The sequence below is a fragment of the Haloglomus halophilum genome (genome assembly GCF_024298885.1).
Taxonomy (GTDB): Archaea; Halobacteriota; Halobacteria; order Halobacteriales; family Haloarculaceae; genus Haloglomus; species Haloglomus halophilum.
Map to the genome: position 1 here is coordinate 827,898 of NZ_CP101166.1, position 23,368 is coordinate 851,265.

Sequence of the window (23,368 nt, forward strand, 5' to 3'; positions counted from 1 at the left end):
GGGGCGGCCGGCGTGTTAACGCTCACTCTCCCCGCCGGAGCTGGAAGTACGGGACGAGATCCGTTACTTCATCTATAATGTTGGAATCTTACTGATTAATCCCGAATCTGGAAGACTAATCCGTCGTCTCGGAATCAACACCCGATGTACTACGAGCCAGGCGGTGCCACGACACACGCTCTCGATGAAGGAACAGACACATGCCCGGTCCGTTCCTGCCCCCGCTGGTGCAGCCCTCCGAGGACACCATCACCGAGGGTGGCCTGGCACGGCCGCTGTTCGGGCTGGCGTGGCCCATCGTCGTCACCCAGCTGCTGCAGGTGACCTACAACATCGCCGATACGCTGTGGCTCGGCCGGCTGTCCGCGGAGGCGGTCGGGGCGCTGAGCATCGCGTTCCCGCTCGTCTTCCTCGTCCTCTCGGTCGGCGGCGGCTTCACCGTCGCCGGCTCGACGCTGGTCGCACAGCACACCGGCGCGAGCGCCGGTGACGACGGGACCGCGGAGCCAGGGGCCGGGGAAGACACCGACGAGGCGTCGGGGCCGGGAGAGGTGGCCGGGCAGACGCTCTCGTTCGTCACGCTGCTCGCGACGGGCCTGGGTATCCTGGGCTTCCTCGGCGTCGTCCCGCTGCTGGGCCTGTTCCCCGCGGACGCCGCGACGGCGACCGACGTCATCCCGCTCGCCGAGGAGTACATGCGCGTGTTCTTCCTGGGGACACCGTTCCTGTTCGGCTTCTTCCTGTTCTCGGCGCTGATGCGGGGGTACGGCGACACGCGGACGCCGATGGTCGTGATGGCGCTGTCCGTCGCGTTGAACGTCGCGCTCGACCCCGTCCTCATCTTCGGCTGGTTCGGGGCGCCCCGGCTGGAGGTTGCGGGCGCGGCGTACGCGACGGTCATCTCGCGCGGCCTCGCGACGGCAATCGGCCTCTACATCCTGTTCCGGACGACCCGGGGGCCGGACGTGGCGGTCCGGCATCTCCGGCTCCAGTACGAGCGCGTCCGCGAGATCGTCTCCATCGGGACGCCCGCGGCGCTCGAACAGTCGACGACGGCGCTCGCGATGGTCGCGCTCACGGGGATGGTCGCCGCGTTCGGCCCGCCGGTCGTCGCGGCGTACGGCCTGGGTAACCGGCTCATCTCGCTCGTCTACCTCCCCGCGATGGGGCTGGGTCGGGCGACGAACACGATGGTCGGGCAGAACCTCGGCGCCGGCAACCCGGACCGCGCCGAGCGTGCCGTCGGCATCGCCGCCGGCGCCGCCGCGCTCGTGATGGTCGGGGTCGGCGTGGTGGCGCTGCTCGCCGCGCGCCCGGTCGTGAGCGTCTTCATGACCACGGGGACGGCGACGGCGACGGCGACCATCGACCTCGCGACGGAGTACCTCCGCATCCGGGCCGTCGAGTTCGCCTTCATCGGCGTGTTCCAGGTGCTGCTGGGCGCCTACCGGGGTGCCGGCAACACCCGGACCGCGCTCGGATTCTCGCTCGTCGCGCTCTGGCTCGGCCGGGTGCCGATGGTGTACGGGTTCGCCTTCCTCGCGGGCATGGGCGCGACCGGCATCTGGGTCGGGATGACGACGGGCCACATCCTCGGCGCGCTCGGGGCCGGCCTCTGGTTCACCCGCGGGACCTGGAAGGACGCCGTCGTCGACCCGGACGAACCGGAGCCGGCCACCGGCGCCACGCAACCGACCGAGGCCGACCTCCCAGACCCCGAGGCGAACCGGCCGAGCGGGCGGACGGAGCAGTAGCGCTGGGAGCAGAGCGAGCGAAGACCGTCGAGCAGCGCCCTCAGCCGCCGTCCGTGCGGAGCCGCTGGCGGTGGCGCTCGTCGGCATCGGTGTCAGCGTCCGCCTCGGCCTCGTTGGGCGCGGCCTCGCTCGACCCGACAGAGCGGACCGCGGCGGCCGGCTCCCCGGCGACGACCCGGGGAGCGGGCGGGACACGGGTCGTCGCGGCGACGGTGTCGGTCGCGACCGACCGAGGTTCGGGCGCTGGCTCGGTCGCCCCCTCGGCCGTGGCGTCGTCCTCAGTGACGTTCCGCAGGGACGCGGTGGTCTCGGACGACCGGTCGAGGAACGTCGGTGCGACGCGGATGTCGGGGAGGTCACCGGCGTAGTCGGCGATGTACCGGGTCCTGACGGTCCCGTCGGGGTCCACGCCGAACATCCCGGCGCGCTGCCAGCGGGTGCCGCTCGGGGTGCGGTCCTTCGCGCCCGCCCGGCGCGCCCGGAGGAGGTTCCGGACCACCGTCGGCCGGAGGAGGTGGCGGAGGCCGCCCAGTCCCAGCCCCCACTCGGCGTACAGTTCGCGCTCCTCGTCGACGATGACGCGGAGGTTGCCGGCGTCGGTCCCCCGACACCACCGGTCGACGGCGTCCTCGGCGTCGGGGTTGTGGACCGCGACCCGGTCGAGTCCGAGTTCCTCGCACCAGCCGGTGGCGGCCTCGGGGTCCCCATGCGTGATGGCGACGAACTGGACGTCAGGGGTCGCCCGGGCGGTCTCCCGGAACTCCGTCAGCATGTGCTCCCCGAAGGCACAGCCCGTGTGCCGCAGGAACAGCACCACTCGTGGCTCGCCGGCGCCGAGCCGTGGGCGCTCCGGGGCGGGGTCCCCCACCGCGGGTGGTTCGGCCAGCGCCGGCCCGTCCGGGCGCCGGAAGCTGGCGAGCCGCTTCCACAGTGAGCGGAACATGTCCCGGAGGTACGGCCGGTCGCACAAAGACCCTTCTCCACCGCACGACGGGCGTCGGACGGCTCGGTACCGGACACGCCCGGTCGGGCCGGCGGGCATCGAGCGCGTGGAGGGGTCGGTTTTAGGTCGGAGCGGCCGGTAGCCGCCGGTATGATCACCCCAAGCGAACTGGACCTGCTCGGAAAGCTGGCGGACGGCTCGCTCGAGCACGTGGCCGCATCCATCGACGCCGACGCGGGGCGGATCGTCTATCCCGAGGCTGCCGCGGTCCTCGAGACGGAGAACGTGGCCGAGACGCTACGCGAGTTCACCGACCTCGGCCTGCTCGAGCCGGCGAGCACCCGCGACTGTACCTGCGTCCTCTCGGACCCCCACGAGACCATCGATCTCCAGCTCACAGAGTACGACATCTCCGACCAGGGTGAGCAGTGGGTGGCTACCCAGCGCGGCGCCATCGAGGCGGCCTCGGACCTGCTCACCGGCCGGGGCTACGAGGTCGAGACCGATACGACGCTGACCGGCTCCTCGGGCGAGCGCTACCGCGTCCACCTCCACGCCGAGGACGAACTCATCGGCACGGAGCTCGTCGTCGGCCTCGCGCCCGGGACCATGGCTGACGACGTGCTGGATCTGCGAGCGACCGCCGACGACACCGGTGCCAGCCCGGTCCTCCTCACGACCGGCGACCCCGACGAGGAGGTCCGCACGCTCGCCCGGGACCGGCGCGTCAACCTGCTCCGGGTCGACGAGGGGAGCGCGAACCCCACGGCCGGGGAGCTAGCGGCCACCCAGGACGTGTAGGGGCCGGAGTGGTAACGGTTTTACAGGGGACTCCGTTATCGGTGGGTGAGGGCCCGTAGCTCAGTGGACAGAGTGCCAGGTTCCGGACCTGGTTGTCGGGGGTTCGAATCCCTCCGGGCTCGTGCCAGCGCGGTGCGCTGGGGAGCCGAAGTATTCCGCCGTCTCCAGCCTCGTACTGATTGTTTTCATCAGATTGCCTGTGGGTCCGGTTTGGATTTCGACTCGCGGCGGGTCGTTTCCGGCCATACTTGATGTGCAACAGGAGCTACGCGGGAGCCAAGTTAAACGAATTGTCGGGTTTGTGGACGGGTTAGCTGGGGACAATCGAGGCAGGGAACACGCGAGAACGCCGCCCGCCTGACTCCAGCCGGCCACCGGATGTTAGGGGGTTGTGACACCAGTATTCGTGACGGGCGGTGAATTCGACGTTACCCGCTCGCAGAATTTCGGGATTTCGGGCCCCACGAAAGCAATCGTGTTAGCAGGGTGCCCGGCGGGAATACTCCGAGAACGGCACCGATCCCGAGAGTCCCACCCAGCCCGGGTTCCCCGCTTGATGTATTGGTTGGGTGGCTCTGCTGAAATCCTCAATCGGTGATGGGTTTCACCGGTCGTGCTGCATAGAAGGCGCGAGTCGGTCAGGGCGGTTTGATATTGGACGTGTTCTCTGGCTCGGTTCCTCTCGGAAACGGTCGGATTATCACCGCTCTCCGAGGAACGTCTTCCGAGTCATTTCATCGGTCACGTAGTACCGGAACGCCTGCGTGAAGTAATCGTAGTGGGGCCCGGGCGTCGCCGTGCTGTTCTCAGGGGGACGAACGTTGTTGAACCCGGTACAGACGACGACAGCCTCGTATCGGTCGTCGTGCTGGGTCACTTCCTCAACCTCGCACCGCACCGTCACCTGCGAGTAGTTGCCGCGCCAGAGACTGTTGTAGACGGCTCGTGATTCCATCTCGTAGACGTACTGCCGGACAGAAGTGTTCGATAGTTCATCGGGTCGCTCAGGCTTCGATTTCGGCCCTTCGGGGAACGTGATTGGTTCGGCGGTCGGCGTCGCTGCGGTGGTCGGTGTTGAGTGCGTTGTGTCGGTCGGCTGTGTGCCGGGGGCCCCTGTACAGCCTGCGAGACAGAGCAGGCCGACGAGGGCCAAGATGGCCAAGCGGGAGGGCATTTGTCCATCAACTTCAAGGATTGAACAAGTACTTTCTGCTGGAGGAGGGGATGGCTGCGAGAGTCTCGCCTTTGCTAAACTCACCCTCTTTGTCGGTCAAGAGGGTACTGACAGCGAGCAGGTACGTCTCTCGACAGTTGCTGAAATCACCGTGCGAGTCAGTCACGAGTAGAGCATCGACTCCGGCTCACCCAGACCAGTATCACAGAGAGATCGGGATGTGGACAAAACATATGCCAGCGCGAGGGAAGTGTAAAACAGAGGCTCACCCGATGGGTATCACGTTCAGCAACCTCCACGACCGGCGTCTTGGAGTTGCCTTTCTAGGATACTTTCTGATGTATCTATTCTTGGCTGTAATCTCTCGTACTGGGGCTGAAATCCCTATTCTATCAAGCTACAACGCAGTACTATCTGAGACTTTCTGGGCAGTTCTTGACGCTCAGCCGGGCGTTATTCCCTGTAACTCGTGGGAATGCATCGTATACTTCGTCCTACCTACGCTTACGATTGGAGGAGTTTGGTACATTCTTTCGCTACTGACAGTTGCCTCCGTTGAGTCCTACAAAGGGCGGTTCTGATTCTCCTCACCCTGCTGCTGACCTCATCCTCGATATCGGTCACGCTGCTACTGACAGGCGGTATAGCGTTCGAAACGACGCTGCTGCATAGAGGGGGCGAGTCTTGCACGGTGAATGGGTCGGCCCGGAGATGTTCTGAATTCCGCGAGAACGCCGCCAGCCCCGAGCTTGACCGCCCCGTCCCTCACTCCAGCCGACCCCCGGATGCGAGGGGGTTGTGACACCACGAAATCGAACAGACGGAGAACTTGACGTTGCCCACTCGCAGAATTTCGGAATTTCGCCCCCGCGTTACGCTCAGTTACCGATAGAAATCGAGTATGTTGCTGCTATCAAGAACCGGGAGTATGGATCCTCTTGACCGTATGAAGCTATGCTCACTCCCGACTATCTTCAGATAGGAGCCCCGATGGACGAATATCACGAGCCGGGTACGATTATCACTCGGGAGGATATCTGGAGCCTACCACCAGAACAGCAACGAACTTACCGCAGGTTGCGACAGATCCAGCAGGGAAAAACCCACAAAGGATGGGAAGACTCGAAGCCACGGAATCAACGGGAGAAGTCGGGTGTCTTCGACCGGATCGCAAACCGGCTCAATCTCACCGACCACCGGAAAGCCATAGCCAAGGGTCGGTTCACCGATATCAATCTCCAGACGTTCGGCTTCTCTCGGGAGCTTGTGGCCTTTTGCGTCTGTGCGCTGGCTGTCCGGGCGGATAATCGGTTCTACCACCCGAACCGGAGCGACGAGAACAACGACCCCGTGTTTCTCGAAGTTGCCAGCGAAGATCTCAGCCAGTACGAGCAGCGCCACATCCTCCGCTGTATGAGCAAACTCGTCCGCGAAACACCCCTCGATTGGTGACGAACCGGCACACCCTATTTAACCCGTCCGAGATACCCTATATAACCCGTCAGCTTTCATCTTGGTAAGCGTCGCGAGACGGGCTCCGGCTCGGCTACTTCTGACGCTTGTCGCAGACTCACGAGACACGTCTTCGGGTCGTCTCCCACGGGTCTGCGGGAGTTCGAAAAATGAACGCACCACCCCAACCAAATGAGAGTACTGACCACGAAAACATCCCTGCTGAATTGCGGAGCCACGAGAGTTGGGTCTGCTGGCGGTATCACTCCCGAGCGGACGGAAAACCCGCGAAGGTGCCCGTCACCCCACAACCGGACGTGGCTGGGACCCCTGCGAACATCAGCGACCCCGAAACGTGGCGGACCTTCGCTGATGCCGTGACCTGCCTCGCTACCGACGAACGGGGAGCTGGCGAATTGGGAGGTATCGGATTCGTCTTCTCCGAGAACGACCCGTACACGGGGATCGACCTCGACGGGTGCGTGGACGAGAACGGCGAGATGGCGGAGTGGGCAGCCGAGATCATCTCGCGCGTGGACTCGTACACGGAATACAGCCCGTCGGGAACGGGCGTTCACATCATCGTCGCGGGAGAAGTCCCGTCCGGCGGTGTACGGCGCGGGCAAATCGAGATGTACGATACGGCCCGCTACTTCACGATGACCGGCCTGCGCGTGGACGGCACACCGAGGCGGGTTCACGACCTGCAGGGCGCGATTGACGCACTCTACGCCGAGTTGACTCCCGAGGCCCGGCCCGAGCCACGGTCGGAATTACGATCATCACAGGTTGTGGGTCGGACCACCCGGACGCAGGGCGACGACTACCTCCTGAGCAAAGCGAAGGCGGCCAAGAACGGCGCGAAATTCGAGCGGTTGTGGAACGGCTCGACCGCCGGCTACCCCAGCCAGAGCGAGGCCGACCAAGCCCTGTGCTGTCAACTGGCCTTCTGGACCGGCGGGAACCGTCGCCAGATGGACCGGCTGTTCCGACGATCCGGGCTGATGCGTTCCAAGTGGGCTGCCCGGCACGGCAGCGACGGACGCACTTACGGCGAGATGACCATCGACGCTGCCCTTCGGCGGGTCGATAACTACTACAAATACTGATCTGAGAAAATGTCTACCAACGACAACACCCCCAGCGGCGCACAGCCTTCCGACTTCCCGAACCGCACGACCATCGATGACGTGCGCCGGGTCACCATCGAGGAGTTCGACGAGCGGACGTGGGACGTGCTCGAAGCCGAGCTTGCCACGCTTGCGACTCTGCTGATCGAAGACGTGGATGCTTGCACCGGCCTGATTGTGGTTGGGCCGTCCAGCAGCGGCAAGACGACGGCGCTCTCGTTCCTCGAAGGGCTGGACGAGCTGATTTACCGCTCCGACGACGTGACGCCTGCCTCATTCGTCTCGCACGACGCCTCCAAGAGCGAGGAGCAGCTGCGCAAAGTGGACCTGCTCCCGAAGATTGCACAGAAGACCCTGCTGGTCCGTGACCTCTCGACGTGGTTCGCCGGCGAGCAGGACGAGGTGTACGAACGGATGGCGACGATGACGACCCTGATGGACGGCCACGGTTACACCCGCGACTCCGGTTCGCACGGGGGGCGGGGCTACACCGGGAGCGAATACCGCTTCAACTTCATCGGCGCGAGCACCCCGCTCCAGCCCCGCGCGTGGGCCGCGATGGGGAACGCCGGGAGCCGGTTCGTCTTCCACGAGAAGCGCGGCACGACCGATATCGAGGACGTGGTTGACGCCGTGTTGAACGGGACTTCGTATCCCGAGAAGGTACGGCGCGTGCGCGAGGCCGTGACCGCGTTCGTCACCCAGCTATGGGGCGACACGGGCGGCGTCGGAAGCGCCCTGATGGAACCGCACCGTGACCCGGAGGTTGGGGTGGTTCTCGGCTATCTCGCGGAGGTGATCCGCCACGCCCGCGCACAGCAGTCTGCTGGGTCGGTTCACCGCGAGAACGCCTTCCGTCTCGTCTCGGTGCTGAAGACGCTGGCACAGGGCCGGGCGCTGCTATACGGGCGCCGGCACATCGAGGTTGACGACCTGAACCTGTGCGCCCGGATAGCCCTGAGCACGATGCCCGAGAAGCGTCGGGCGGTGATTCGGGCGCTGCTTGACCCGGCCAACGGCGGCACGCTCACCGCGGCCGATATAGAAGCGGCGACCGGCCTGAGCCGACCAACGGCGCACAAGCGGATGGAGGAAGTTGCTGCGCTCGGGTTCGGTGGCTACATTGAGATCGATAGGCGGGAAACGAAGGCCCTCACGATTGACGAGCGGTTTGTCTGGCCGCGGCGTCTCGACTTCCCGGTCTTTTGAGTCGTAAAATTTCCTCGACCCGCGTGCAGACTCATTAACCGTCTCTACCCCCCACACCTGTGATTATCTATACTCCGAGACGGAAAACGGGGGGTAACAGAATTTTACGACTTCTGCCCGCGACTTCGTTCACGGCGATTTTGTAGGCCGTTGAGAAGTGGTTCCCCCCAGACACTTACCGATTCCCGCCTAAGGACCGCAAATGGCTACAACGGCACAGACCGAGGCTGGCGGCGGAACAGAGTGGCCGCTTCGCTATCTTCTGTTGAGCGTCGGGGTGAGTGTAATCGTATTCACGATCAAGTTTGTCGGTTACACGGTCGGCGGGCCAGCATTTCTTCTTACAAGTTGGCTGGCGGTGGGCTTGCTGGTCGTCGTGACCGGTGCGCTGGCGGCTGGCAACAGTAAAGCCGACGGGAGCGTCCTCCTGTCGATACTCGTGGCATTTCTCCCTGTTGCTGTTGAGAGAGAGTTTGACATCGTATTCGGGATTGGTCACCCGAATCCGGGGGTTCTCTATGGGGTCGCGCTGGCGCTTGCCGTTGCGGTGCCGGTCGGAATAATGGGACATATCATCGGACAGCGGTTGTAAACGTTAACACGGCGGCCATCCTGCCCAAGACACTCATACCTCTGCGGTCTTGAGACGGCTATGAAGCGCCGCCGCCTGCTCCTCACCACGGTCCCCGCAATCTTCGGTGCTGGATGCAGCGGCGGTTACGATGGCCTGACGGGCGTTACACGGGACCCGACCGCTACACCAACCGAAACACCGACGCCCCGAGACACCCCCAGCGGATACTTCCGAAGCGTATCTCTCGTTAATCAGTATCCTCCTTCCGATGAGCACCAAGTCGGATTGGAGGCAGAGCTAACAGAGGATTGGATCACCAGCGAGCACACCGCCACGGTGGATATCACGCTGACGAATCGAGCCTCAAAGACACGGACGTTCTATGGGTTCGAGGATGTAGAGGTGCGCCGCGGCTTGTTCGCCGATGAAGGGGCGCTACTCGGCCCGGTCACTTATGCTCCGAAATGTATCGGGACGGACGGCAAAGAGCAGGGTCCGTTCGGCGAGGCGGGGGTCAGGTGGGTTCGGGAGTTCACTCCCGGCGAGTCTGTGACAATTCCGTTTGGTGTCGTGGACGACCCTCGCGTGAAAGGGTGTATTTCACCCGGCACGTATCGGTTCGATTGGCGCGATCTCTCATACAAGCCTGTCCCCAGATCCACGGACGCTGAAACCACCCCACTTTCGTGGAGCCTCAAGTTGGAGATAGAGGCCCCGAACGAGTAGGCCGGGGTCGCAGGTGGCCCGCTGCTGCACTCCGAGACGCAGGTGCGAGTCTCCTATCGTCCGACCGAAGAACGCACGCAGGAACGAATCTGGAGCGTCTGAGAGGGGCAGGCGGGAGGGGGGCGTTCTCGGCGGTTTCCAGCCCTCGATTACAGATTGTCGAAGTAGTCCCGCCGTGATTCCATCTTCTCCTGCTCCGTCGCGGGGTAGTAATGCTTCTCTATGGTCTTCTCGCTGACATTCATCCGCTTCGAGGCGGCATACGGAGGTACATCGTTGAGCAGCGCCCACGTAATCGCCCCGCGTCGGATCGCGTGCGGGTTGACGTTCTCGGGGCAGCGAGCCAAGAGCGGTTTGCCGATGTAGTCACACGTCTCCGGGTCGTTTCCGACGGGACAGCTACCGTAGTAGCAGGGCTGTGTGACCCGGTAGATCTGCTCTCGGAGGTTCGATGTTCCGCGCCGTCCGTACTGCGAGGTGAACAGCGGCTCCCTCCCGTAGTCGTCCGTCTTGCTCTCGCGGGTGTGGGCGATGTAGTCCTCCACGACCGCAACGGTGTTCGACCGGAGTGACACGTCCCGCTCCCCCTTCTCCTTCTGCTTGAGATACGTGCCCTGCTCCGGGCGGTGGCGGATGGATAGCGAGCGGTTCTCGGCGTCGAAATCGTCTATATCCAGCGACCACGCCGCGCCGATTCGCATCCCCGTCACCCACAGCAACTCGAACAGGGCGTGCCGGAGGCTGGCGTACTCGAACTTGCTCAGGTAGGCCAGTACGTCGTTGGCGTGCTCGTAGTCTATCATCCGGTCGTCCACGCCGTCGTCGCCCACCTCGGGAAGTTGGACCATCTGCGAGGTGAACGGTGGGACGGCCTGAATCGTCTCACACCACTTGATGAAGGCGCGAAGGGTGGTGACGTAGCCGCGCAACGTGACCGTCTTGATGCCGTCGCCTCTCTGTCGCCATACGCTCTTGAAGCGCATCAGCTGACGCCCGCCCACGTCGTTCATATTGTCGATGCCGCCCTTCTCGGAGTCTTCGCACCACTCCACGAAGTCGATCAGCCGGGAGCGGTGGGTCTGGTGGGTCAACTCGGTCAACTCGCTGGCCCGGTCTTCGAGATACCAGTTGTAGGCCTCGCGTGGCGTGATCGGTTCGAGCGGTGCGTCTCCGGGTACTGCCATCGGGTTCGGGTCGGTCATAGTCTGATTTCCGCACATCCAGTTCGACCGGAATCCGACCCGTCGCTCGGGGCCTGTGGTGCCGCCAGTAGCTCGGGCCCGGACAGCACGCCGTGTTCCCAGCATATGTTGTGTCCGGGCACGAGAGCGGCTGAGGTGCCCGCTGACGGGGGTGGAGAATCCCTCCGGGCTCGTGTGTCGTCACGAACGCAGTGAGTGACGACCACGAGCCGACGAGGGATTCGAATCAGGGAACGGAGCGAGCGATAGCGAGCGGAGTGACCGTGGTTCGAATCCCTCCGGGCTCGCTCCTGCGAGCCGATTCGGAACTCAGTCCAGCAGTTCCCGCCGCACCTTCGTCAGCCCGTTGAAGCCAGTCATCAGCGCCCGGTCCCCGAGCGAGTCCTCGTCGGGGAGCAGGCCGACCTGCCGGGCGAACGTGAGCCCGTCGTAGTAGATGGTGTTGTGGCACAGGCGCTTCTCGTCGGCCGAGCGCGCCTCGAACTCCATCACGTCGACGCCGCGGAAGTCGAGGTCCGCCCCGGTCGGCTCGATGCCCTGGAAGGGGCCGCCGTCGAACGTGCCGGTGAAGCGCCACTGGCCGATGGCGGTGTCGGCGTCGACGGCGTGGATCGACTCGATCTCGAAGGTGGAGTCCGGGACGGCCGCGAACAGTTCCGCGAAGAAATCACGCAGTGCCGCGCGGCCGTGGAAGGTCCCCAGTACCACGAACTCCTCGACCACGTCCTCGTGTACCATCGCCGCCATCGCGTCCGGGTCACGGTCGGCGACGTGACCGAAGTACTCGCGGGCCAGCTCGGCGGCCGGCGGCGAGTCGGTGTTGTCGCTCATTCGAGACAGACGTAGGTCTTCGTATCCGTCACACCCTCGACAGAGCGGATGGCGTTCGAGGCGGAGTGGAGCACGTCGTACACTTCCTCGCCTTCGGCCTCCACGACCAGGTCGAAATCGCCGGCGACGACGTGCGCTTCCGTGACGCGCTCGAGCGCAAGCACCTCGTCCAGGGTCGACTCGGCGTAGCCGGCATCGGCCTTGACCATGATGAACGCACGGACCATAGCAGCCGTTCGACCACCGCCGTCCTAAACCTTCGCCCGGTGGAGTGAACGGGGGTCGGGTAGCGGAGAGTGATAACCAGGGCGTGCGAAGATACAGAAGGGCTCTCTGGTGACAGCGCTTCCCTGACCTTCTGGAAAGCCCCCGAGCGCTCCGGGCTCCGGGGCTCGCTGCGGTCCTCGGCCGCCGGAGGCGGCCTGCGGTCCTTACGTCGCCCGGGAGCCGCGGAGTGCTCGGCCCCTTTCAGTCCCGCCTGGGTCGGCGTTCCAGGGTCGCTTCGCACCAGGCTGGCTCGGTGCGGACGCTCCGTGGACCGGACACTCTCGGGTGGAATGGAAGGGGCTGGCCGCTCGACCCGGCCCCGGCGAAGCAAGGACCGCAGGCGGCCGAAGGCCGCCGAGGACCGCAGCGGGCCGCGGACGGTCGAGCGGCCAGGGGCTTCCAAACCGGTTCTATTCGCGGTTCCTCGCTCTGCATCTCCCTCCAACTACACTCCCTGCAACGACTGGAATAGAACAGCGTATCCAACCGGCACCGAGTCAGGGGTCGAACTCGGTCGCCTCGGGCGGGAAGGCCTCCTCGCGGTCGCTCCGGCCCCGAACCTCGCGGTAGAGGGTCCGGTAGCGGGAGATCTTCCGGAAGAGGGCGAGCCCGAAGATGGTGTCGTAGACGACGACGAACGCGAAGAACGCCACGAGGTCGGGGATGGCGACACCGAGGAACTGGCTCGCAGCGATGCTGAACACCGCGGGGACGAACCCGACCATCACGTTGTAGGTGGCGTGGATGAGCGAGGCGATGACGAGCCCCTTGACCACGATGGGCCCGGCGTGTTCGCTGTTGAACTTCGCGAGCCCGAGGTAGTAGCCGGCGAACGCGGAGTAGATGACGTGGCCCGGTCCAGCGAGCGCACGGAGCGCGGTGATGCGCCCGCCGCTCTCGAAGATGCCGATGATGCCGCTCGCGCCCGACTGGACGACCGGGATGGAGAGGTCCGCGAGGCCGGCGGCGACCCAGCCGAGGCCGGCGGTGGTGAGCGCGGCGCCGAGGGCCATCTCGGTGCCCGCGGCCCCGATGTTGCGCGTGATGTAGAGCGCGTTCTCGATGGTGGCGAACCCGAGGCCGGCGGCAGCACCGTAGACGGCGCCGTCGATGACGGCGTCGAACGACTCGTCGCGGTACGGGTAGAGCCGGACGGCGAGCAGCTTCACGGACTCCTCGACGGGGCCGACGACGAGATAGAAGAAGAGCAGCGAGCCGGCGACGGCGCCGAGGACGCCGAAGGCGGCGGGGACCCCACGGACGACGGGACCCAGCACCGTGTTCAGGACGGCGGCGAAGCCGGCGAACAGGATGCCGAGCATGAAGGTGCCGACGATGAGTTCGAGCGGTTCCGACGAGGTGATATCGGAGAAGTAGACGTACGCGGCGAGACCGACCGCGGGCGCGACCGACAGCACCACCAGCCCGACTGAGTAGGGGTCCTGGGCGAACGTCACGCCGATGCTCCCGAGCAGGAACTGGCTCAGCAGGATGAGCACCGCCAGCAGGATGACGATGGCCCGGAGCGTGGTCAGTATCCCCCGGTACAGTCGGACGGAGAGGCCGTCCAGCGACGACCGGGGCTCCCACGTGGAGACGTCGTAGAGGTCACGCGAGTCGTCGGCGTGTGCCTCTATCGGGTCGCGGTTTCCCATTCACCCTGGCGTACTCGGGGGACGACCCTGAACGTTTTGGACGGTTCTACGGGGTACACGACCGGCAGACGTGTAACCGAGCAGCACCGGGGCGAGGGCGGCTGCATCCGTCGGGCCGGAACCCCGACCGCACATTCGTCGCTCCGTAGCAGCGACCGCACATCCGTGGGCACGGGGCGCCCACCGCACATTCGTCGCTCCGTAGCAGCGACCGCACACCGGACGCTTTTCGTCCCCGCCCGTCGAAGCCGCGGTATGCACTTCGACCCCCGCGAGCAGGCGGCGCTCCGCGAGGTCGGCCTGACGACCGAGGAGCTACAGGCGGCCTCCGAGGCCGTGGCGGAGGCCGTCGCCGATGCGGCGGCCGACCTCGAGGCGTTCTTCGACGAGCACGACACGGTCTACTCCACGATGGACCAGGCCCACTCCAGCGCCGAGTTCCCCGAACACGAGGTCCGCTGGCTCGACACCTACACCCACGCGGCGGACCTCCGGGGGTGGCTCCGGTTCGACACCTGGGGCGTCCCCGTCGAGGACGGCCGCGTCCTCCCTGACGGCACCGTCGAGTTGACCCTCGGACCGACCGTGAACGGGCGCGTCCGGTTCGCGCCGACCCGCGAGGAACTGGAATGAGCGGCGAGGGCGCGGGCGACGCCGGGGGGCCTCCCGAGGTGCCCGCGGAGACCGACCACCTCTCGGTCCGGGTCCGAGGCATCTACACGACCGCGCTGACCGCGCTACTGCAGGACTCGACGACCGATGGCGTCCCGACCCGGGTCGTACAGGCCTCCGAGCCCATCCGAGACCGGTTCGACGCGGCGTTCCCGGTCACCGCGGCCGCCGCCACCGTCGAACCCACCGACGAGCGCCAGGGAATCGGCGTCTCCGGCGCACCCTGGGCCGTCACGCGGCTCGCCGAGCGGCTCGCGAGCGTCGGGCGCGACACCTTCGCGTGGGACGCCACGCTCCCCGCGGGCGCCGTCTACCAGGGCGTCGTCACCGACGACGTGGGGAGCGGCGCCGTCGTCGACTGCGGCCCGGATTCGGGATTCCTCCCGTACAGCGCGGCCGACGACTACGTCGAGGAGGGCGACGTTCTCCGCGTGCAGGTCCGGGACCCCCGCCCCCCGTGGGACGACGACCGCGCCGAACTCGGCACGGACCTGGTCGTCGATGGCGGCCTCGTGGAGCTCCGGCGCGGCGGCTCGCGCGGGTCCAGCGAGGCCGCCCGGATGGCCGAGATGCTCCCCGTCGACGTGCCCGACGGGTGGGCACCGCGCTGGGACCGCGCCGCGGACGACGCCGGCCTCGACGCGCTCGCGGACGCGCTCGGGCGGGCGGTCGACCGCGTGGCGACCGTGACGGACGCCGCCGAGATGGACCCGGACGACGCGCCCTGCCCGCTCGCTGCACCCGAAGCGACGGTCTGGTGCTGGTTCGGCCGGGAGTCCCGCTTCGAACTGGACGACCACCGGCGGGGCGTCACGGCGACGATGCCCGGCCACCACCGGACGAAGGCCGCGGACTACGCCGCCAGCGCCGCCGTCGACTTCGCCGAGGCGGTCGCCGGAGAGCGCTTCCAGCCCGACGACCCGTTCCCGTTCGCCGCGGTCACGCGGCAGTTCGGGCCCCGGGAGGGCGACCGGCTCGCGCTCCACCACGGGAAGCCGGACGGCCGCCTCATCACCCTGGGCCACGGTGAGGTGCGCGACTACGACCCCGAGGGGCAGGTGACGGTCCGCCGGCAGATGTCCGCCGGCGGCACCTACGACGCGCTCGGCGTCGAGCGCCAGGCCGGCGACGTGGCCATCACGAAACTACAGGAGGGCCGCTGGTGGTACCCGACGGTCTACCGGGGCGACGACGGCACCCGGCGGGGGACCTACGTCAACATCTGCACGCCGGTGGAACTGTTCCCGAACGCGGCCCGCTACGTCGACCTCCACGTCGACGTGGTGAAACACACCGACGGGACCGTCGAGCGGGTCGACGACGACGAACTCGACGAGGCCGTCGCGCGCGGCCATGTGAGCGAGGCGCTCGCGGAGAAGGCGCGAGGCGTGGCAAGCGCGGTCGAGAACGCGCTATAATAGTCATACACCCACCATTCCCCAGTTTATCACCCGATTCAGCAGAACCCGACAAGTTAACTCATCAACTATCGACCGTCGTCCGAGCGCAGCAGCCGCCACGCCCCCAGTCCCAGCCCACCGAGCGCGGCGAGTGGGCCGAAGCCGGGACCGGCCGCGGCCGTCCCGGTCGGCTCCGCACCGGTATCGCCGGCGGCCGGGTCCGGCGATTCGGTCGGTGTCGCGCTGGCCGTGTCGGTCGTCGTCGGCGTCGACGCGTCGGTCGGCGTGCCCGACGTGGTCCCGGTCGCCGTGGCGCTGGCGGATGGGGTCGCACTCGGGGGCGGTGGCAGCGGCTCGGCGTCGGCCGGCGGGTCGGGGAAGGTGTACAGCGCGGCGCGGTCGGCGGAGCTCTCGCTCGACGCCCGCGGCCCGTCGCGGTGGCTGGTCCCGACGAAGAAGCCGTGGTCGGTCGGCTCGGCGGTCCACATGCTCGCCGCGTCACTGTCGCGCCACCGCGCCAGCAGCGCCGGGGCGGACGGGTCGCGCACGTCGTACACCCGGACGCCGCCCTCGTACCAGGAGGTGTAGAGCCGGTCGCCCCGGAACGAGAAGTTGTGCGAGGTCGTCCACGTCCCGCCGAGCGTCGGGTCGTCGGTCGGTGGCGGCTCGATGAACGCCAGTTCCTCGGGGGCGGTCGGGTCGCGCACGTCGTACAGGGTGACCCCGCCGGGGCCGCCGGTATCGTCGCTCGTATCGGTATCCCAGGACTCGACGCTGATACCAAGCAGCGTGCCGTCGTCGTTGGTGGCGACGTAGTGGTCGTTGCCGGGCGGCTCGGAGTAGTCCCGCCGGGCCTCCGAACGCGTCATCTCGACGAACGTCCCGGGATCACGGCCCCGGACCTTCGCGAGGAGTTCCGGCGCCGTCGGGTCGCTCACGTCGACCGCCCACGTCCCGGCGTCCCAGTGGGCGAGGTAGGCAACGTCGTCGTGGACGTACAGGTCGTGCAGGACCCAGTTCGGACCGACCTCCGTCCACTGCTCGTCCACATCGGCGATGGACCAGCGCCCCACCTCCTCGCCGGCGCGTGCGTCGACGACGACCATCGAGTTGCGCTCGCTCGTGTTCTCGGGGAGGTAGACGTACCCGCCGGTCGCGAAGCAGTTGTGGTTGAACGAGGCCGTCTCGTGGACGGCCACCTTCTCGGGGGCGGTCGGGTCGCGCACGTCGTAGACGATGAGGCCGCGCCACGCGTTCCGCGGGTTGGCGGGCCCGACGACCGCGAGCAGGTCCGCCTCGCGGTCGAGTTTCACGTCGTAGATCTGTTCGAGGCGGCCGTTCCCCTCGCCGGCCCACGGCTCGCGGTTCTCGTGGACGACCGCGGGGTTCTGGGGGTCCGAGAGGTCCACGACGGCGAACCCGTCGGTGACGGCGAGGAAGGCGGTCCGGCCGTCGGCGCTCAGGACGACCTCCTTCGCCTTCGGGACCCGCAGTTCCGCGAGCGGGCCGTAGTCGTCCTGGCGGTTGCGTCCGGCGGTGGCAGCAGTCACACTGCCGACCCCGGAGAGTGCGAACGGGAGGGCGGCGCCGCGGCGGAGGACGGAGCGGCGGTTCACGACCCCACTCGCCGTCGGGCAGGACTAAGCTTTGTGGTCGGGTGACCCCTCGCCACGTCGGCGCCGCCGCGCCAGGGCGGACAGCGCCCCCGCGCCGAGTCCCGCGAGCCCGGCCAGCGGACCGAGCCCGGGCTGGCCGTCGCTCGACGTGGCCGACTCCGTCGGTGGGGGCGGGTCGGGGTCCGAGAACGTGTACAGCGCGGCCCGGTCGAAGGCGAAGACGCCCTCGTCGTCGCGGCCCTTCCACGACGGGGCGACGAAGAAGTCGCGCTCGCCCGCCGGTTCCGCGGTCCAGAAGCCCGCGTTGTACGAGTCCCGCCAGCGCGCGACGAGCGTCGGGTCGGCGGGGTCGCTCACATCGTACACCCGGACGCCGCCGCGGTACCACGAGGTGTAGAGGCGGTCGCCCCGGAACGAGAAGTTGTGCGAGGTCGTCCAGACGCCCGAGAAGGAGGGGTCCGGCGTCGGCGGCGGCTCGATGACCGCCAGTGCCTCGGGTGAGCGCGGGTCGGACACGTCGTACAGCGTGATACCTCCGGGCCCACCCTCGTCGTCCTCGGGGTCGGCGTCCCAGGACTCGACACCCACGCCGAGGAGGGTGCCGTCGTCGTTGGTGGCGGTGTAGTGGTCGTTGCCCGGCGGCTCCAGCGCCTCGTCGTTGGCCTCGTCGCTCGTGAGCGCCGCGAGTTCCCCGGGCTCCCGGCCGCCGATGCGCGAGAGGAACGTCGGGGCGGTCGGGTCGCGCACGTCGAGCAGGACCGTGCCGGCGTCCCAGTACGCCAGGTAGGCCACGTCGTCGTGGACGTACAGGTCGTGCAGCACCCAGTTCTGCAGGCGGACGTCCCGCCAGCGCCCGTCGCGGTCGGCGAGCGACCACTCGCCCACCTGCTCGCCCGACCGGGCATCGACAACGACCACACCGTTCCGGTCGCCACGGTTCGCACAGAGGTAGACGTGGCCGCCGGTCGCGAAGCAGTTGTGGTTGAAGTAGTCCGTCTCGTAGACGGTGATGCGCTCGGGCGCGGCCGGGTCGCGAACGTCGTAGACGAGCAGTCCCTTGAACACGTCCGGACCCGCGGGGTTCGCCGGCGCGACGACCGCGAGCAGGTCGTTCTCGGCGTCCAGCTTCACGTCGAACACGTCGAACAGCCGGTCCTCGCGGTCGGCCAACGGTTCGCGCTCGTCGACCAGCAGCTCCGGCGCGGCCGGGTCCGCGAGGTCCACGACCGCGAACCCGTCCGTCGTCGCGCAGTAGGCGGTCCGCCCGTCCGGAGAGAGGACAGCCTCGCGGAGGCCATCGACCGGGAGCCGGCCCAGCGGCGCCGTCCCCTCGGCGACGGGCGTGGTCTGGCGCGGCGTGAACGTCGGCGTCCCCGTCTCCGCATCGGCCGCATCCGAGGCTGGCCCGCCACCCGCGGCAGCGCCGGGGAGCAGTCCGAGCCCACCCGCGGCTAGCCCGGCCCGTCGCAGGAACCTGCGCCGTCTCATCGCCGGGAGGAGGCCCCCCGCAGGCGTAGGGGTTGTGGTCGGGAGTCGACCGGAGAATCGAATCACTCGGGCAGCACGCTCGCCAGCGCGCCGCGGAGTACGGCGTCCTCGCCCAGCTGCGTCGCGCGGACCTCGGGCGCGGGCACCGCGAGGCCCCCCTCGTCGAGCAGGCCGGCGAGCGGGTCGACCACGAGCGCGGGGTTCGACAGCGCGACGGCACCGCCGATTGAGACGAGTTCCGGCGCGTACGCGTGTGCCAGCGCCGCGACCCCGCGGGCGTTCAGGCGCACGGCGTCGGCGACGACGCGCGTCGCGAGCGGGTCGTCTTCGACACCACCTGGGACGCCATCCGGGCCCGTGGCGACGGCGGCCAGCACGGCCTCGGGCTCGGTCGCCTCGAACACCGCTTCGGCGTCGAGCGTCCCGGCGTCGAGCCCCGTCTCGTGGCCGGCCGCCGCGCGGTCACGGGCGTGGGCGGCGATGCCGCTCCCGGAGCAGTAGGCCTCCCAGTGGCCCGTCCCGCCACAGCCGCAGGGACGGCCGTCGGGCACGAGCGTGAGGTGGCCGACCTCCGCGGCGTTCCCGCGCCGGCCCCGGAGGACGTGGTCGTCGACCGCGACGCCTGCACCGACGCCGGTCGAGAGCGTGAGGTAGACGGCGTTCTCGGGGCAGTCGGTGAACCGGCGCTCGCCGCGGATACCGGCCACGGCGTCGTTCTCGAGGGTGACGGGTGCATCCGTGCGCTCGCAGAGCGCGTCGACGAGGGCGATACGCTCGGCAGGGACGTTCGGCGGGTCGACGACCGCGCCCGCGTCGGCATCGAGCGGGCCGATGCTCCCGACCCCAACGGCTTCGAGGTCCCCGGGAGCGACATCCGCGGCCTCACAGGCCGTCTCGAGCGTGGCCACCACGGCCGCGGCGACGGTCGCACCGTCGGCCTGTGGGGTCGAGCGGCGGGCGCGCCCACGCTCGTCCCCATCGGGACCGGCGACCAGCGCCCGCGTGTTCGTCGCCCCGAGGTCGACGGCCGCGTAGCACGACATGCCGACGGCCGGGCGCCGGGCGTACATCAACCCTTCCACGTCGTGGCCAGGCGCACGCTGGCGTCACGGAGTAGCAGCCACGGCGACCGGTAACGGAGGACGCCAGCGGGAGAACGAGGAACGAAGCCGGGGGGAGAGCGCCGACGAGGGAGGCAGGAGAGACGGGGACGAAGAACAGGAGGGGAGCGTATCGGGGGCGGCGTGGCGGGCGTCAGCGTCGGCAGCAGTCGGCGTTCGGGTCGTCGTCCGTCTCGGCCGCGACCGCGTACTGGAGCGCCTGACGGAGGTGGTATCTCGCGTTCGAATCTGTCACCTCTTCGAGGGCCCGACGGATGTGGTCGGTGTCCTGCATCTGGGTCCGAGTCATCATGGAGACGTGTACGGTCCAGCGGGCCATATATCCCGAGCGGAGTTATCCGAGCGAGATAACAGCGTCAGACGCCGTGCCATCTCCGAGTTCGACGTGGACGTGCACCGGCTCAGAACTTGACCCGGAACCCCGGACCGGACGACCCGCTGCTGACGAACCCGCCGGAGCGACCCGTATCGTGGCCGGAACCGCCGATGTCGGTCGAGGTGTACCCCCGCGAGAGATGGCTATCCAGCCACGAGAGGAGCGCATCGATGCTGCGGGACTGCACCCAGACGGTGCCAGGACCCTCGAAGTCACAGACGAGGCCCTCACCGGAGAACAGCGTCGACTTCAGGCCGCCGACGCGGCGCACGTCGAAGTCGGTGTCGCGGAAGGCCGCGATGTGGCCGGTGTCGACGGTGAGCGTCTCGCCCGCGGCGAGTTCGACCGCCTCGAGCGCGCCGTAGCTGGAGACGAACAGCGGGCCCGTGCCGGAGACCCGAAGCAGGAAGAGTCCCTCACCACCGAGGAAGGTCCGCGCGCCGCCGAACTTCGTGTCCACCTCGATACCCTCGCCGGCGGCGAGGTAGGAGCCCGACTGGACGTAGACGGTCTCGTCGGTCAGGTCGAGCGCGACCACGTCACCCGGGAGCGGCGCGGCAAGCGAGACACTGCTCGTATCCTCGGCGCGGAACGTGTTGACGAAGAAGGATTCCCCGCCGAGCATCCGCTTGAGCGAGCCGAAGACGCCGCCGCGGGTCCCCGTCTCGACGGTCAGACCGTCCGTGTGGCTCACCAGCGCGCCGGCCTCGGCGACCAGCGTCTCGCCGGGGCCGAGTTCGACGACCAGCAGCGAGTCCGACGGGCGGTGTTTGACCTCGTAATCCATATCGTTCTATCCGCGTGTGAGACGATAAACTAATACTGGGGGTTGATAGCAGAGTGCGCCCCGGTTTCCGGCTCCAGCGGTCCGTTGCAGGGCGGGCGTTTTTGCCGCCCTCGGTCGAAGGACGGCCATGACCGCCGATGCCGACCGTCCGGTTCCCGATATCGCGCCGGACCTGAGCGGGCGCACGGCGCTGGTGACCGGGAGCGCGACGGGACTCGGAAGCGGCCTCCTGCTGGCACTGGCCGAGGCGGGCGCCGACGCCGTCGTCCACTACCGCACGAGCGACGAGGCCGCCGCCGAGGTGGCCGACGAGGCCCGGGAGCGCGGCGTCGAGGCGACCGTCGTGCAAGGTGACGTGACCGACCCCGACAGCGTCGACGCGATGTTCGCCGACGCCGAGGCCGCCCTCGGGACCGTCGACATCCTCGTCAACAACGTCGGGGCGTTCGCGCCCAGCCACTGGGAGGCGATCGGCTGGGACCGCTGGAACCTGGTGCTGGAGACGAACTTCAACGGGACCGCCATCTGCTCGCAGCGCGCGCTCGGCCCGATGCGCGAGCAGGGGTGGGGCCGTATCGTCAACCTCGGCTACGCCTCCAGCGAGAAGGGCCTCGTCTCGCCGAAGAACTTCCCGTACTTCGTGGCGAAGGCGGGCGTCCTGATGTTCACGCGGATGCTCGCGGCCGACACGCAGGACGATGGGGTCACCGTCAACGCCGTCTCCCCGTACGTCGTGGAGAACTCCGACGAGTTCCCCGACGAGGCCCCGCGAGGCCGGTGGGCCTCGTACGACGACCTCGCGGCGCCGCTGCTGTTCTTCTGCTCGGACGCTGCCGACTACGTCTCGGGTGAGAACGTCGAGGTGGACGGCGGCTGGCTGCCCGAGAAGGTATGAGTGGCACACTGGACCCGAAGTGGTCTCCTACCCACGGTTGCCGGCAACAGGGCGTCGGCGTGCCAGCCCGGGGAGGCCCACCGGTGTCACCGAGGGTGGTCCTGTCACGGGCCCCCACCGACCTACCCACCTCGCCGCCGTCGGCAGACACTTGCCCTCCCCCCACCTGCCGACCGAGCATGGAGTACTACGAGGATATCGAGGTCGGCGACGTAACCGAGCACGGCACCTACGAGATGACGGAGGAGGAGGTCAAGGAGTTCGCCGAGCAGTACGACCCGCAGCCGTTCCACACGGACGAGGAGGCCGCCGAGGAGTCCATCTTCGGCTCGCTCGCCGCGTCGGGCTGGCACACCGCGAGCGCCTGTATGCGCCTGCTCGTCGACGGCGTGCTGAACGACCAGGCCAGCATGGGCGCCGCCGGCGTGGACGAGCTCCGGTGGAAACAGCCCGTCTACCCGGGTGACGAGCTGACGGTGCGGGTGGAGGTCATCGAGAAGGAGCCCCATCCGACGGACCCGACGCGCGGACGCATGAGGTCGAAGCTGACCGGGCTCAACCAGGACGGCGAGGCGGTCATCTCGTGGATCGGGCTGGGGATGGTGAAGCGGCGCGAGCCGCTAGACGAGGCGCCCGGCGGGGACTGAGGGCGGCGCGACCCCCGCGGAGAACTGACGGGCGCACCACGCCGGCGCCGGCGCCGGCGTCAGTTCCCCTGGATGGCGTCGATGACCATCGCCGCCGCGATGATCGGTTCCTTGGGCACGTCGCTGGCGTCGTCGATGGTGATCTCGTACGTGTCCTTCAGCGAGAACTGGCCGGCGATGGAGCCGACGTGGTTCCCGCTCGCGTCGGTGATCTCGTACTTGTGGGGGATGAGCTCGCCGAACGGCAGCACGTTCCGGGCGATGGTCGTCGCGGCGCCGCGGGAGTCGATCTTCGCCAGCGCGGCCTCCGTCTCGGCGTCACGGATCGTCCAGGTGTCCTGCAGGATGGAGTAGTCGTTGTCCAGGATGACGAGGTCCTCGCCCGTCTGGGCGTCCGAGAGCACGTAGTTCCCCGCGACGTCGATGATGCCGCCGGCCTTGACGGTGAACACGTCGGTGCCGTCCCCGTCGGTGAACGGGAACTCCTCCTTCATCTTGAACATCTTCTGCTTCCCGCGGAGGACGACGTTCCCGGACGCGTCCATCGCCTTGTACTTGTTCCGGATGAGCGACTGGACCACGGTGTAGCGGTCGTCGCTCAACTCGATACCCTGGATGTCGTACTTCGACGCGGTTTCGGGGCCCATG

Annotated in this window: 23 protein-coding genes and 1 tRNA gene; 12 read left to right on the forward strand and 12 right to left on the reverse strand. The window is 67.7% G+C overall.

From position 1 onward, the window contains the following. Positions 1–200: 200 nt before the first annotated feature. Positions 201–1,754, forward strand: coding sequence for an MATE family efflux transporter (locus NL114_RS04155; RefSeq protein ID WP_434084108.1), 1,554 nt, complete (start codon positions 201–203; stop codon positions 1,752–1,754). A gap of 40 nt (positions 1,755–1,794) precedes the next feature. Here the strand turns inward: NL114_RS04155 and NL114_RS04160 are convergent, their stop codons facing one another. After that, on the reverse strand, positions 1,795–2,697 hold the full coding sequence (locus NL114_RS04160; protein WP_254823539.1) for an AhpC/TSA family protein: 903 nt from the start codon (positions 2,695–2,697) through the stop codon (positions 1,795–1,797). A gap of 150 nt (positions 2,698–2,847) precedes the next feature. Between NL114_RS04160 and NL114_RS04165 the strand changes: the two genes are divergently transcribed. Next, positions 2,848–3,498, forward strand: a complete 651-nt coding sequence (locus NL114_RS04165) for a hypothetical protein (RefSeq protein ID WP_254823540.1) — start codon at positions 2,848–2,850, stop codon at positions 3,496–3,498. 49 nt (positions 3,499–3,547) lie between these two features. Further along, a tRNA-Arg gene (locus NL114_RS04170) sits at positions 3,548–3,620 on the forward strand. 578 nt (positions 3,621–4,198) lie between these two features. On the opposite strand, the gene NL114_RS04175 is transcribed toward NL114_RS04170, so the two are convergent. Continuing rightward, entirely contained in the window at positions 4,199–4,453 is a 255-nt protein-coding gene (locus NL114_RS04175) for a hypothetical protein (RefSeq protein ID WP_254823541.1), read from the reverse strand. A gap of 1,173 nt (positions 4,454–5,626) precedes the next feature. On the opposite strand from NL114_RS04175, the gene NL114_RS04180 reads away from it, so the two are divergent. From NL114_RS04180 to NL114_RS04200, 5 genes are all read left to right on the forward strand, one after another. Beyond that, positions 5,627–6,124, forward strand: a complete 498-nt coding sequence (locus tag NL114_RS04180; RefSeq protein ID WP_254823542.1) for a transcription initiation factor IIB family protein — start codon at positions 5,627–5,629, stop codon at positions 6,122–6,124. Between the two features lie 482 nt (positions 6,125–6,606). Continuing rightward, positions 6,607–7,233 (forward strand): phage NrS-1 polymerase family protein, encoded by a 627-nt coding sequence (locus NL114_RS04185; RefSeq protein WP_254823543.1) that lies wholly within the window; start codon positions 6,607–6,609, stop codon positions 7,231–7,233. A gap of 81 nt (positions 7,234–7,314) precedes the next feature. Continuing rightward, complete coding sequence (locus NL114_RS04190; protein WP_254823544.1) at positions 7,315–8,463, forward strand: hypothetical protein; 1,149 nt, start codon at positions 7,315–7,317, stop codon at positions 8,461–8,463. Positions 8,464–8,665: 202 nt separating this feature from the next. Next, on the forward strand, positions 8,666–9,055 hold the full coding sequence (locus NL114_RS04195) for a hypothetical protein (RefSeq protein ID WP_254823545.1): 390 nt from the start codon (positions 8,666–8,668) through the stop codon (positions 9,053–9,055). A 60-nt stretch (positions 9,056–9,115) separates the two neighbouring features. Further along, positions 9,116–9,763: a hypothetical protein gene (locus NL114_RS04200; protein WP_254823546.1), complete on the forward strand. Its 648-nt coding sequence runs from the start codon at positions 9,116–9,118 to the stop codon at positions 9,761–9,763. Between the two features lie 149 nt (positions 9,764–9,912). On the opposite strand, the gene NL114_RS04205 is transcribed toward NL114_RS04200, so the two are convergent. From NL114_RS04205 to NL114_RS04220, 4 genes are all read right to left on the reverse strand, one after another. Continuing rightward, complete coding sequence (locus NL114_RS04205) at positions 9,913–10,947, reverse strand: tyrosine-type recombinase/integrase (RefSeq protein WP_254823547.1); 1,035 nt, start codon at positions 10,945–10,947, stop codon at positions 9,913–9,915. 327 nt (positions 10,948–11,274) lie between these two features. Beyond that, positions 11,275–11,796 carry an ester cyclase gene (locus NL114_RS04210; RefSeq protein ID WP_254823548.1) on the reverse strand — a complete coding sequence of 174 codons (522 nt, stop codon included), beginning with the start codon at positions 11,794–11,796 and terminating at the stop codon, positions 11,275–11,277. Beyond that, on the reverse strand, positions 11,793–12,023 hold the full coding sequence (locus tag NL114_RS04215; RefSeq protein WP_254823549.1) for an Lrp/AsnC ligand binding domain-containing protein: 231 nt from the start codon (positions 12,021–12,023) through the stop codon (positions 11,793–11,795). Before NL114_RS04215 ends, NL114_RS04210 begins: the two co-directional genes overlap by 4 nt. A gap of 537 nt (positions 12,024–12,560) precedes the next feature. Next, positions 12,561–13,718 (reverse strand): PrsW family intramembrane metalloprotease, encoded by a 1,158-nt coding sequence (locus NL114_RS04220; protein ID WP_254823550.1) that lies wholly within the window; start codon positions 13,716–13,718, stop codon positions 12,561–12,563. A 255-nt stretch (positions 13,719–13,973) separates the two neighbouring features. Between NL114_RS04220 and NL114_RS04225 the strand changes: the two genes are divergently transcribed. Next, a complete protein-coding gene (locus NL114_RS04225; RefSeq protein WP_254823551.1) occupies positions 13,974–14,351 on the forward strand; it encodes a DUF7532 family protein in 378 nt (125 codons plus the stop codon). Beyond that, positions 14,348–15,808 carry a ribonuclease FAU-1 family protein gene (locus NL114_RS04230; RefSeq protein WP_254823552.1) on the forward strand — a complete coding sequence of 487 codons (1,461 nt, stop codon included), beginning with the start codon at positions 14,348–14,350 and terminating at the stop codon, positions 15,806–15,808. Before NL114_RS04225 ends, NL114_RS04230 begins: the two co-directional genes overlap by 4 nt. A gap of 68 nt (positions 15,809–15,876) precedes the next feature. Here NL114_RS04230 and NL114_RS04235 read toward each other — a convergent pair whose 3' ends face one another. The 5 genes from NL114_RS04235 to NL114_RS04255 form a co-directional block, all read right to left on the reverse strand. After that, entirely contained in the window at positions 15,877–17,406 is a 1,530-nt protein-coding gene (locus tag NL114_RS04235) for an LVIVD repeat-containing protein (RefSeq protein ID WP_254823553.1), read from the reverse strand. A gap of 24 nt (positions 17,407–17,430) precedes the next feature. After that, positions 17,431–18,894 (reverse strand): LVIVD repeat-containing protein, encoded by a 1,464-nt coding sequence (locus NL114_RS04240; RefSeq protein ID WP_254823554.1) that lies wholly within the window; start codon positions 18,892–18,894, stop codon positions 17,431–17,433. A gap of 62 nt (positions 18,895–18,956) precedes the next feature. Further along, entirely contained in the window at positions 18,957–19,937 is a 981-nt protein-coding gene (locus NL114_RS04245; protein WP_254823555.1) for an ROK family protein, read from the reverse strand. Between the two features lie 211 nt (positions 19,938–20,148). Continuing rightward, the gene (locus tag NL114_RS04250) at positions 20,149–20,307 is read right to left on the reverse strand and encodes a hypothetical protein (protein WP_254823556.1); all 159 of its coding nucleotides are present in this window, start codon (positions 20,305–20,307) and stop codon (positions 20,149–20,151) included. Positions 20,308–20,416: 109 nt separating this feature from the next. Continuing rightward, entirely contained in the window at positions 20,417–21,178 is a 762-nt protein-coding gene (locus tag NL114_RS04255; protein WP_254823557.1) for a TIGR00266 family protein, read from the reverse strand. A 127-nt stretch (positions 21,179–21,305) separates the two neighbouring features. Here NL114_RS04255 and NL114_RS04260 point away from each other — a divergent pair, with 127 nt between their 5' ends. Next, complete coding sequence (locus NL114_RS04260; protein WP_254823558.1) at positions 21,306–22,073, forward strand: SDR family NAD(P)-dependent oxidoreductase; 768 nt, start codon at positions 21,306–21,308, stop codon at positions 22,071–22,073. Between the two features lie 179 nt (positions 22,074–22,252). Further along, a complete protein-coding gene (locus tag NL114_RS04265) occupies positions 22,253–22,720 on the forward strand; it encodes a MaoC family dehydratase (RefSeq protein WP_254823559.1) in 468 nt (155 codons plus the stop codon). A gap of 59 nt (positions 22,721–22,779) precedes the next feature. Here the strand turns inward: NL114_RS04265 and NL114_RS04270 are convergent, their stop codons facing one another. Further along, positions 22,780–23,367, reverse strand: coding sequence for an LURP-one-related/scramblase family protein (locus NL114_RS04270; RefSeq protein ID WP_254823560.1), 588 nt, complete (start codon positions 23,365–23,367; stop codon positions 22,780–22,782). Position 23,368 lies beyond the last annotated feature (1 nt).

Excerpts from the sequence above, each read along its gene's own strand:
- NL114_RS04260 (WP_254823558.1), top strand. The coding sequence starts at position 21,306 with ATGACCGCCGATGCCGACCGTCCGGTTCCCGATATCGCGCCGGACCTG.
- NL114_RS04180 (WP_254823542.1), top strand. The coding sequence starts at position 5,627 with ATGCTCACTCCCGACTATCTTCAGATAGGAGCCCCGATGGACGAATAT.
- NL114_RS04155 (WP_434084108.1), top strand. The coding sequence starts at position 201 with ATGCCCGGTCCGTTCCTGCCCCCGCTGGTGCAGCCCTCCGAGGACACC.
- NL114_RS04220 (WP_254823550.1), bottom strand. The coding sequence starts at position 13,718 with ATGGGAAACCGCGACCCGATAGAGGCACACGCCGACGACTCGCGTGAC.
- NL114_RS04175 (WP_254823541.1), bottom strand. The coding sequence starts at position 4,453 with ATGGAATCACGAGCCGTCTACAACAGTCTCTGGCGCGGCAACTACTCG.
- NL114_RS04245 (WP_254823555.1), bottom strand. The coding sequence starts at position 19,937 with ATGTCGTGCTACGCGGCCGTCGACCTCGGGGCGACGAACACGCGGGCG.
- NL114_RS04210 (WP_254823548.1), bottom strand. The coding sequence starts at position 11,796 with ATGAGCGACAACACCGACTCGCCGCCGGCCGCCGAGCTGGCCCGCGAG.
- NL114_RS04225 (WP_254823551.1), top strand. The coding sequence starts at position 13,974 with ATGCACTTCGACCCCCGCGAGCAGGCGGCGCTCCGCGAGGTCGGCCTG.
- NL114_RS04230 (WP_254823552.1), top strand. The coding sequence starts at position 14,348 with ATGAGCGGCGAGGGCGCGGGCGACGCCGGGGGGCCTCCCGAGGTGCCC.
- NL114_RS04195 (WP_254823545.1), top strand. The coding sequence starts at position 8,666 with ATGGCTACAACGGCACAGACCGAGGCTGGCGGCGGAACAGAGTGGCCG.
- NL114_RS04205 (WP_254823547.1), bottom strand. The coding sequence starts at position 10,947 with ATGGCAGTACCCGGAGACGCACCGCTCGAACCGATCACGCCACGCGAG.
- NL114_RS04160 (WP_254823539.1), bottom strand. The coding sequence starts at position 2,697 with ATGTTCCGCTCACTGTGGAAGCGGCTCGCCAGCTTCCGGCGCCCGGAC.
- NL114_RS04165 (WP_254823540.1), top strand. The coding sequence starts at position 2,848 with ATGATCACCCCAAGCGAACTGGACCTGCTCGGAAAGCTGGCGGACGGC.
- NL114_RS04215 (WP_254823549.1), bottom strand. The coding sequence starts at position 12,023 with ATGGTCCGTGCGTTCATCATGGTCAAGGCCGATGCCGGCTACGCCGAG.
- NL114_RS04270 (WP_254823560.1), bottom strand. The coding sequence starts at position 23,367 with ATGGGCCCCGAAACCGCGTCGAAGTACGACATCCAGGGTATCGAGTTG.
- NL114_RS04265 (WP_254823559.1), top strand. The coding sequence starts at position 22,253 with ATGGAGTACTACGAGGATATCGAGGTCGGCGACGTAACCGAGCACGGC.
- NL114_RS04250 (WP_254823556.1), bottom strand. The coding sequence starts at position 20,307 with ATGATGACTCGGACCCAGATGCAGGACACCGACCACATCCGTCGGGCC.
- NL114_RS04240 (WP_254823554.1), bottom strand. The coding sequence starts at position 18,894 with ATGAGACGGCGCAGGTTCCTGCGACGGGCCGGGCTAGCCGCGGGTGGG.
- NL114_RS04200 (WP_254823546.1), top strand. The coding sequence starts at position 9,116 with ATGAAGCGCCGCCGCCTGCTCCTCACCACGGTCCCCGCAATCTTCGGT.
- NL114_RS04255 (WP_254823557.1), bottom strand. The coding sequence starts at position 21,178 with ATGGATTACGAGGTCAAACACCGCCCGTCGGACTCGCTGCTGGTCGTC.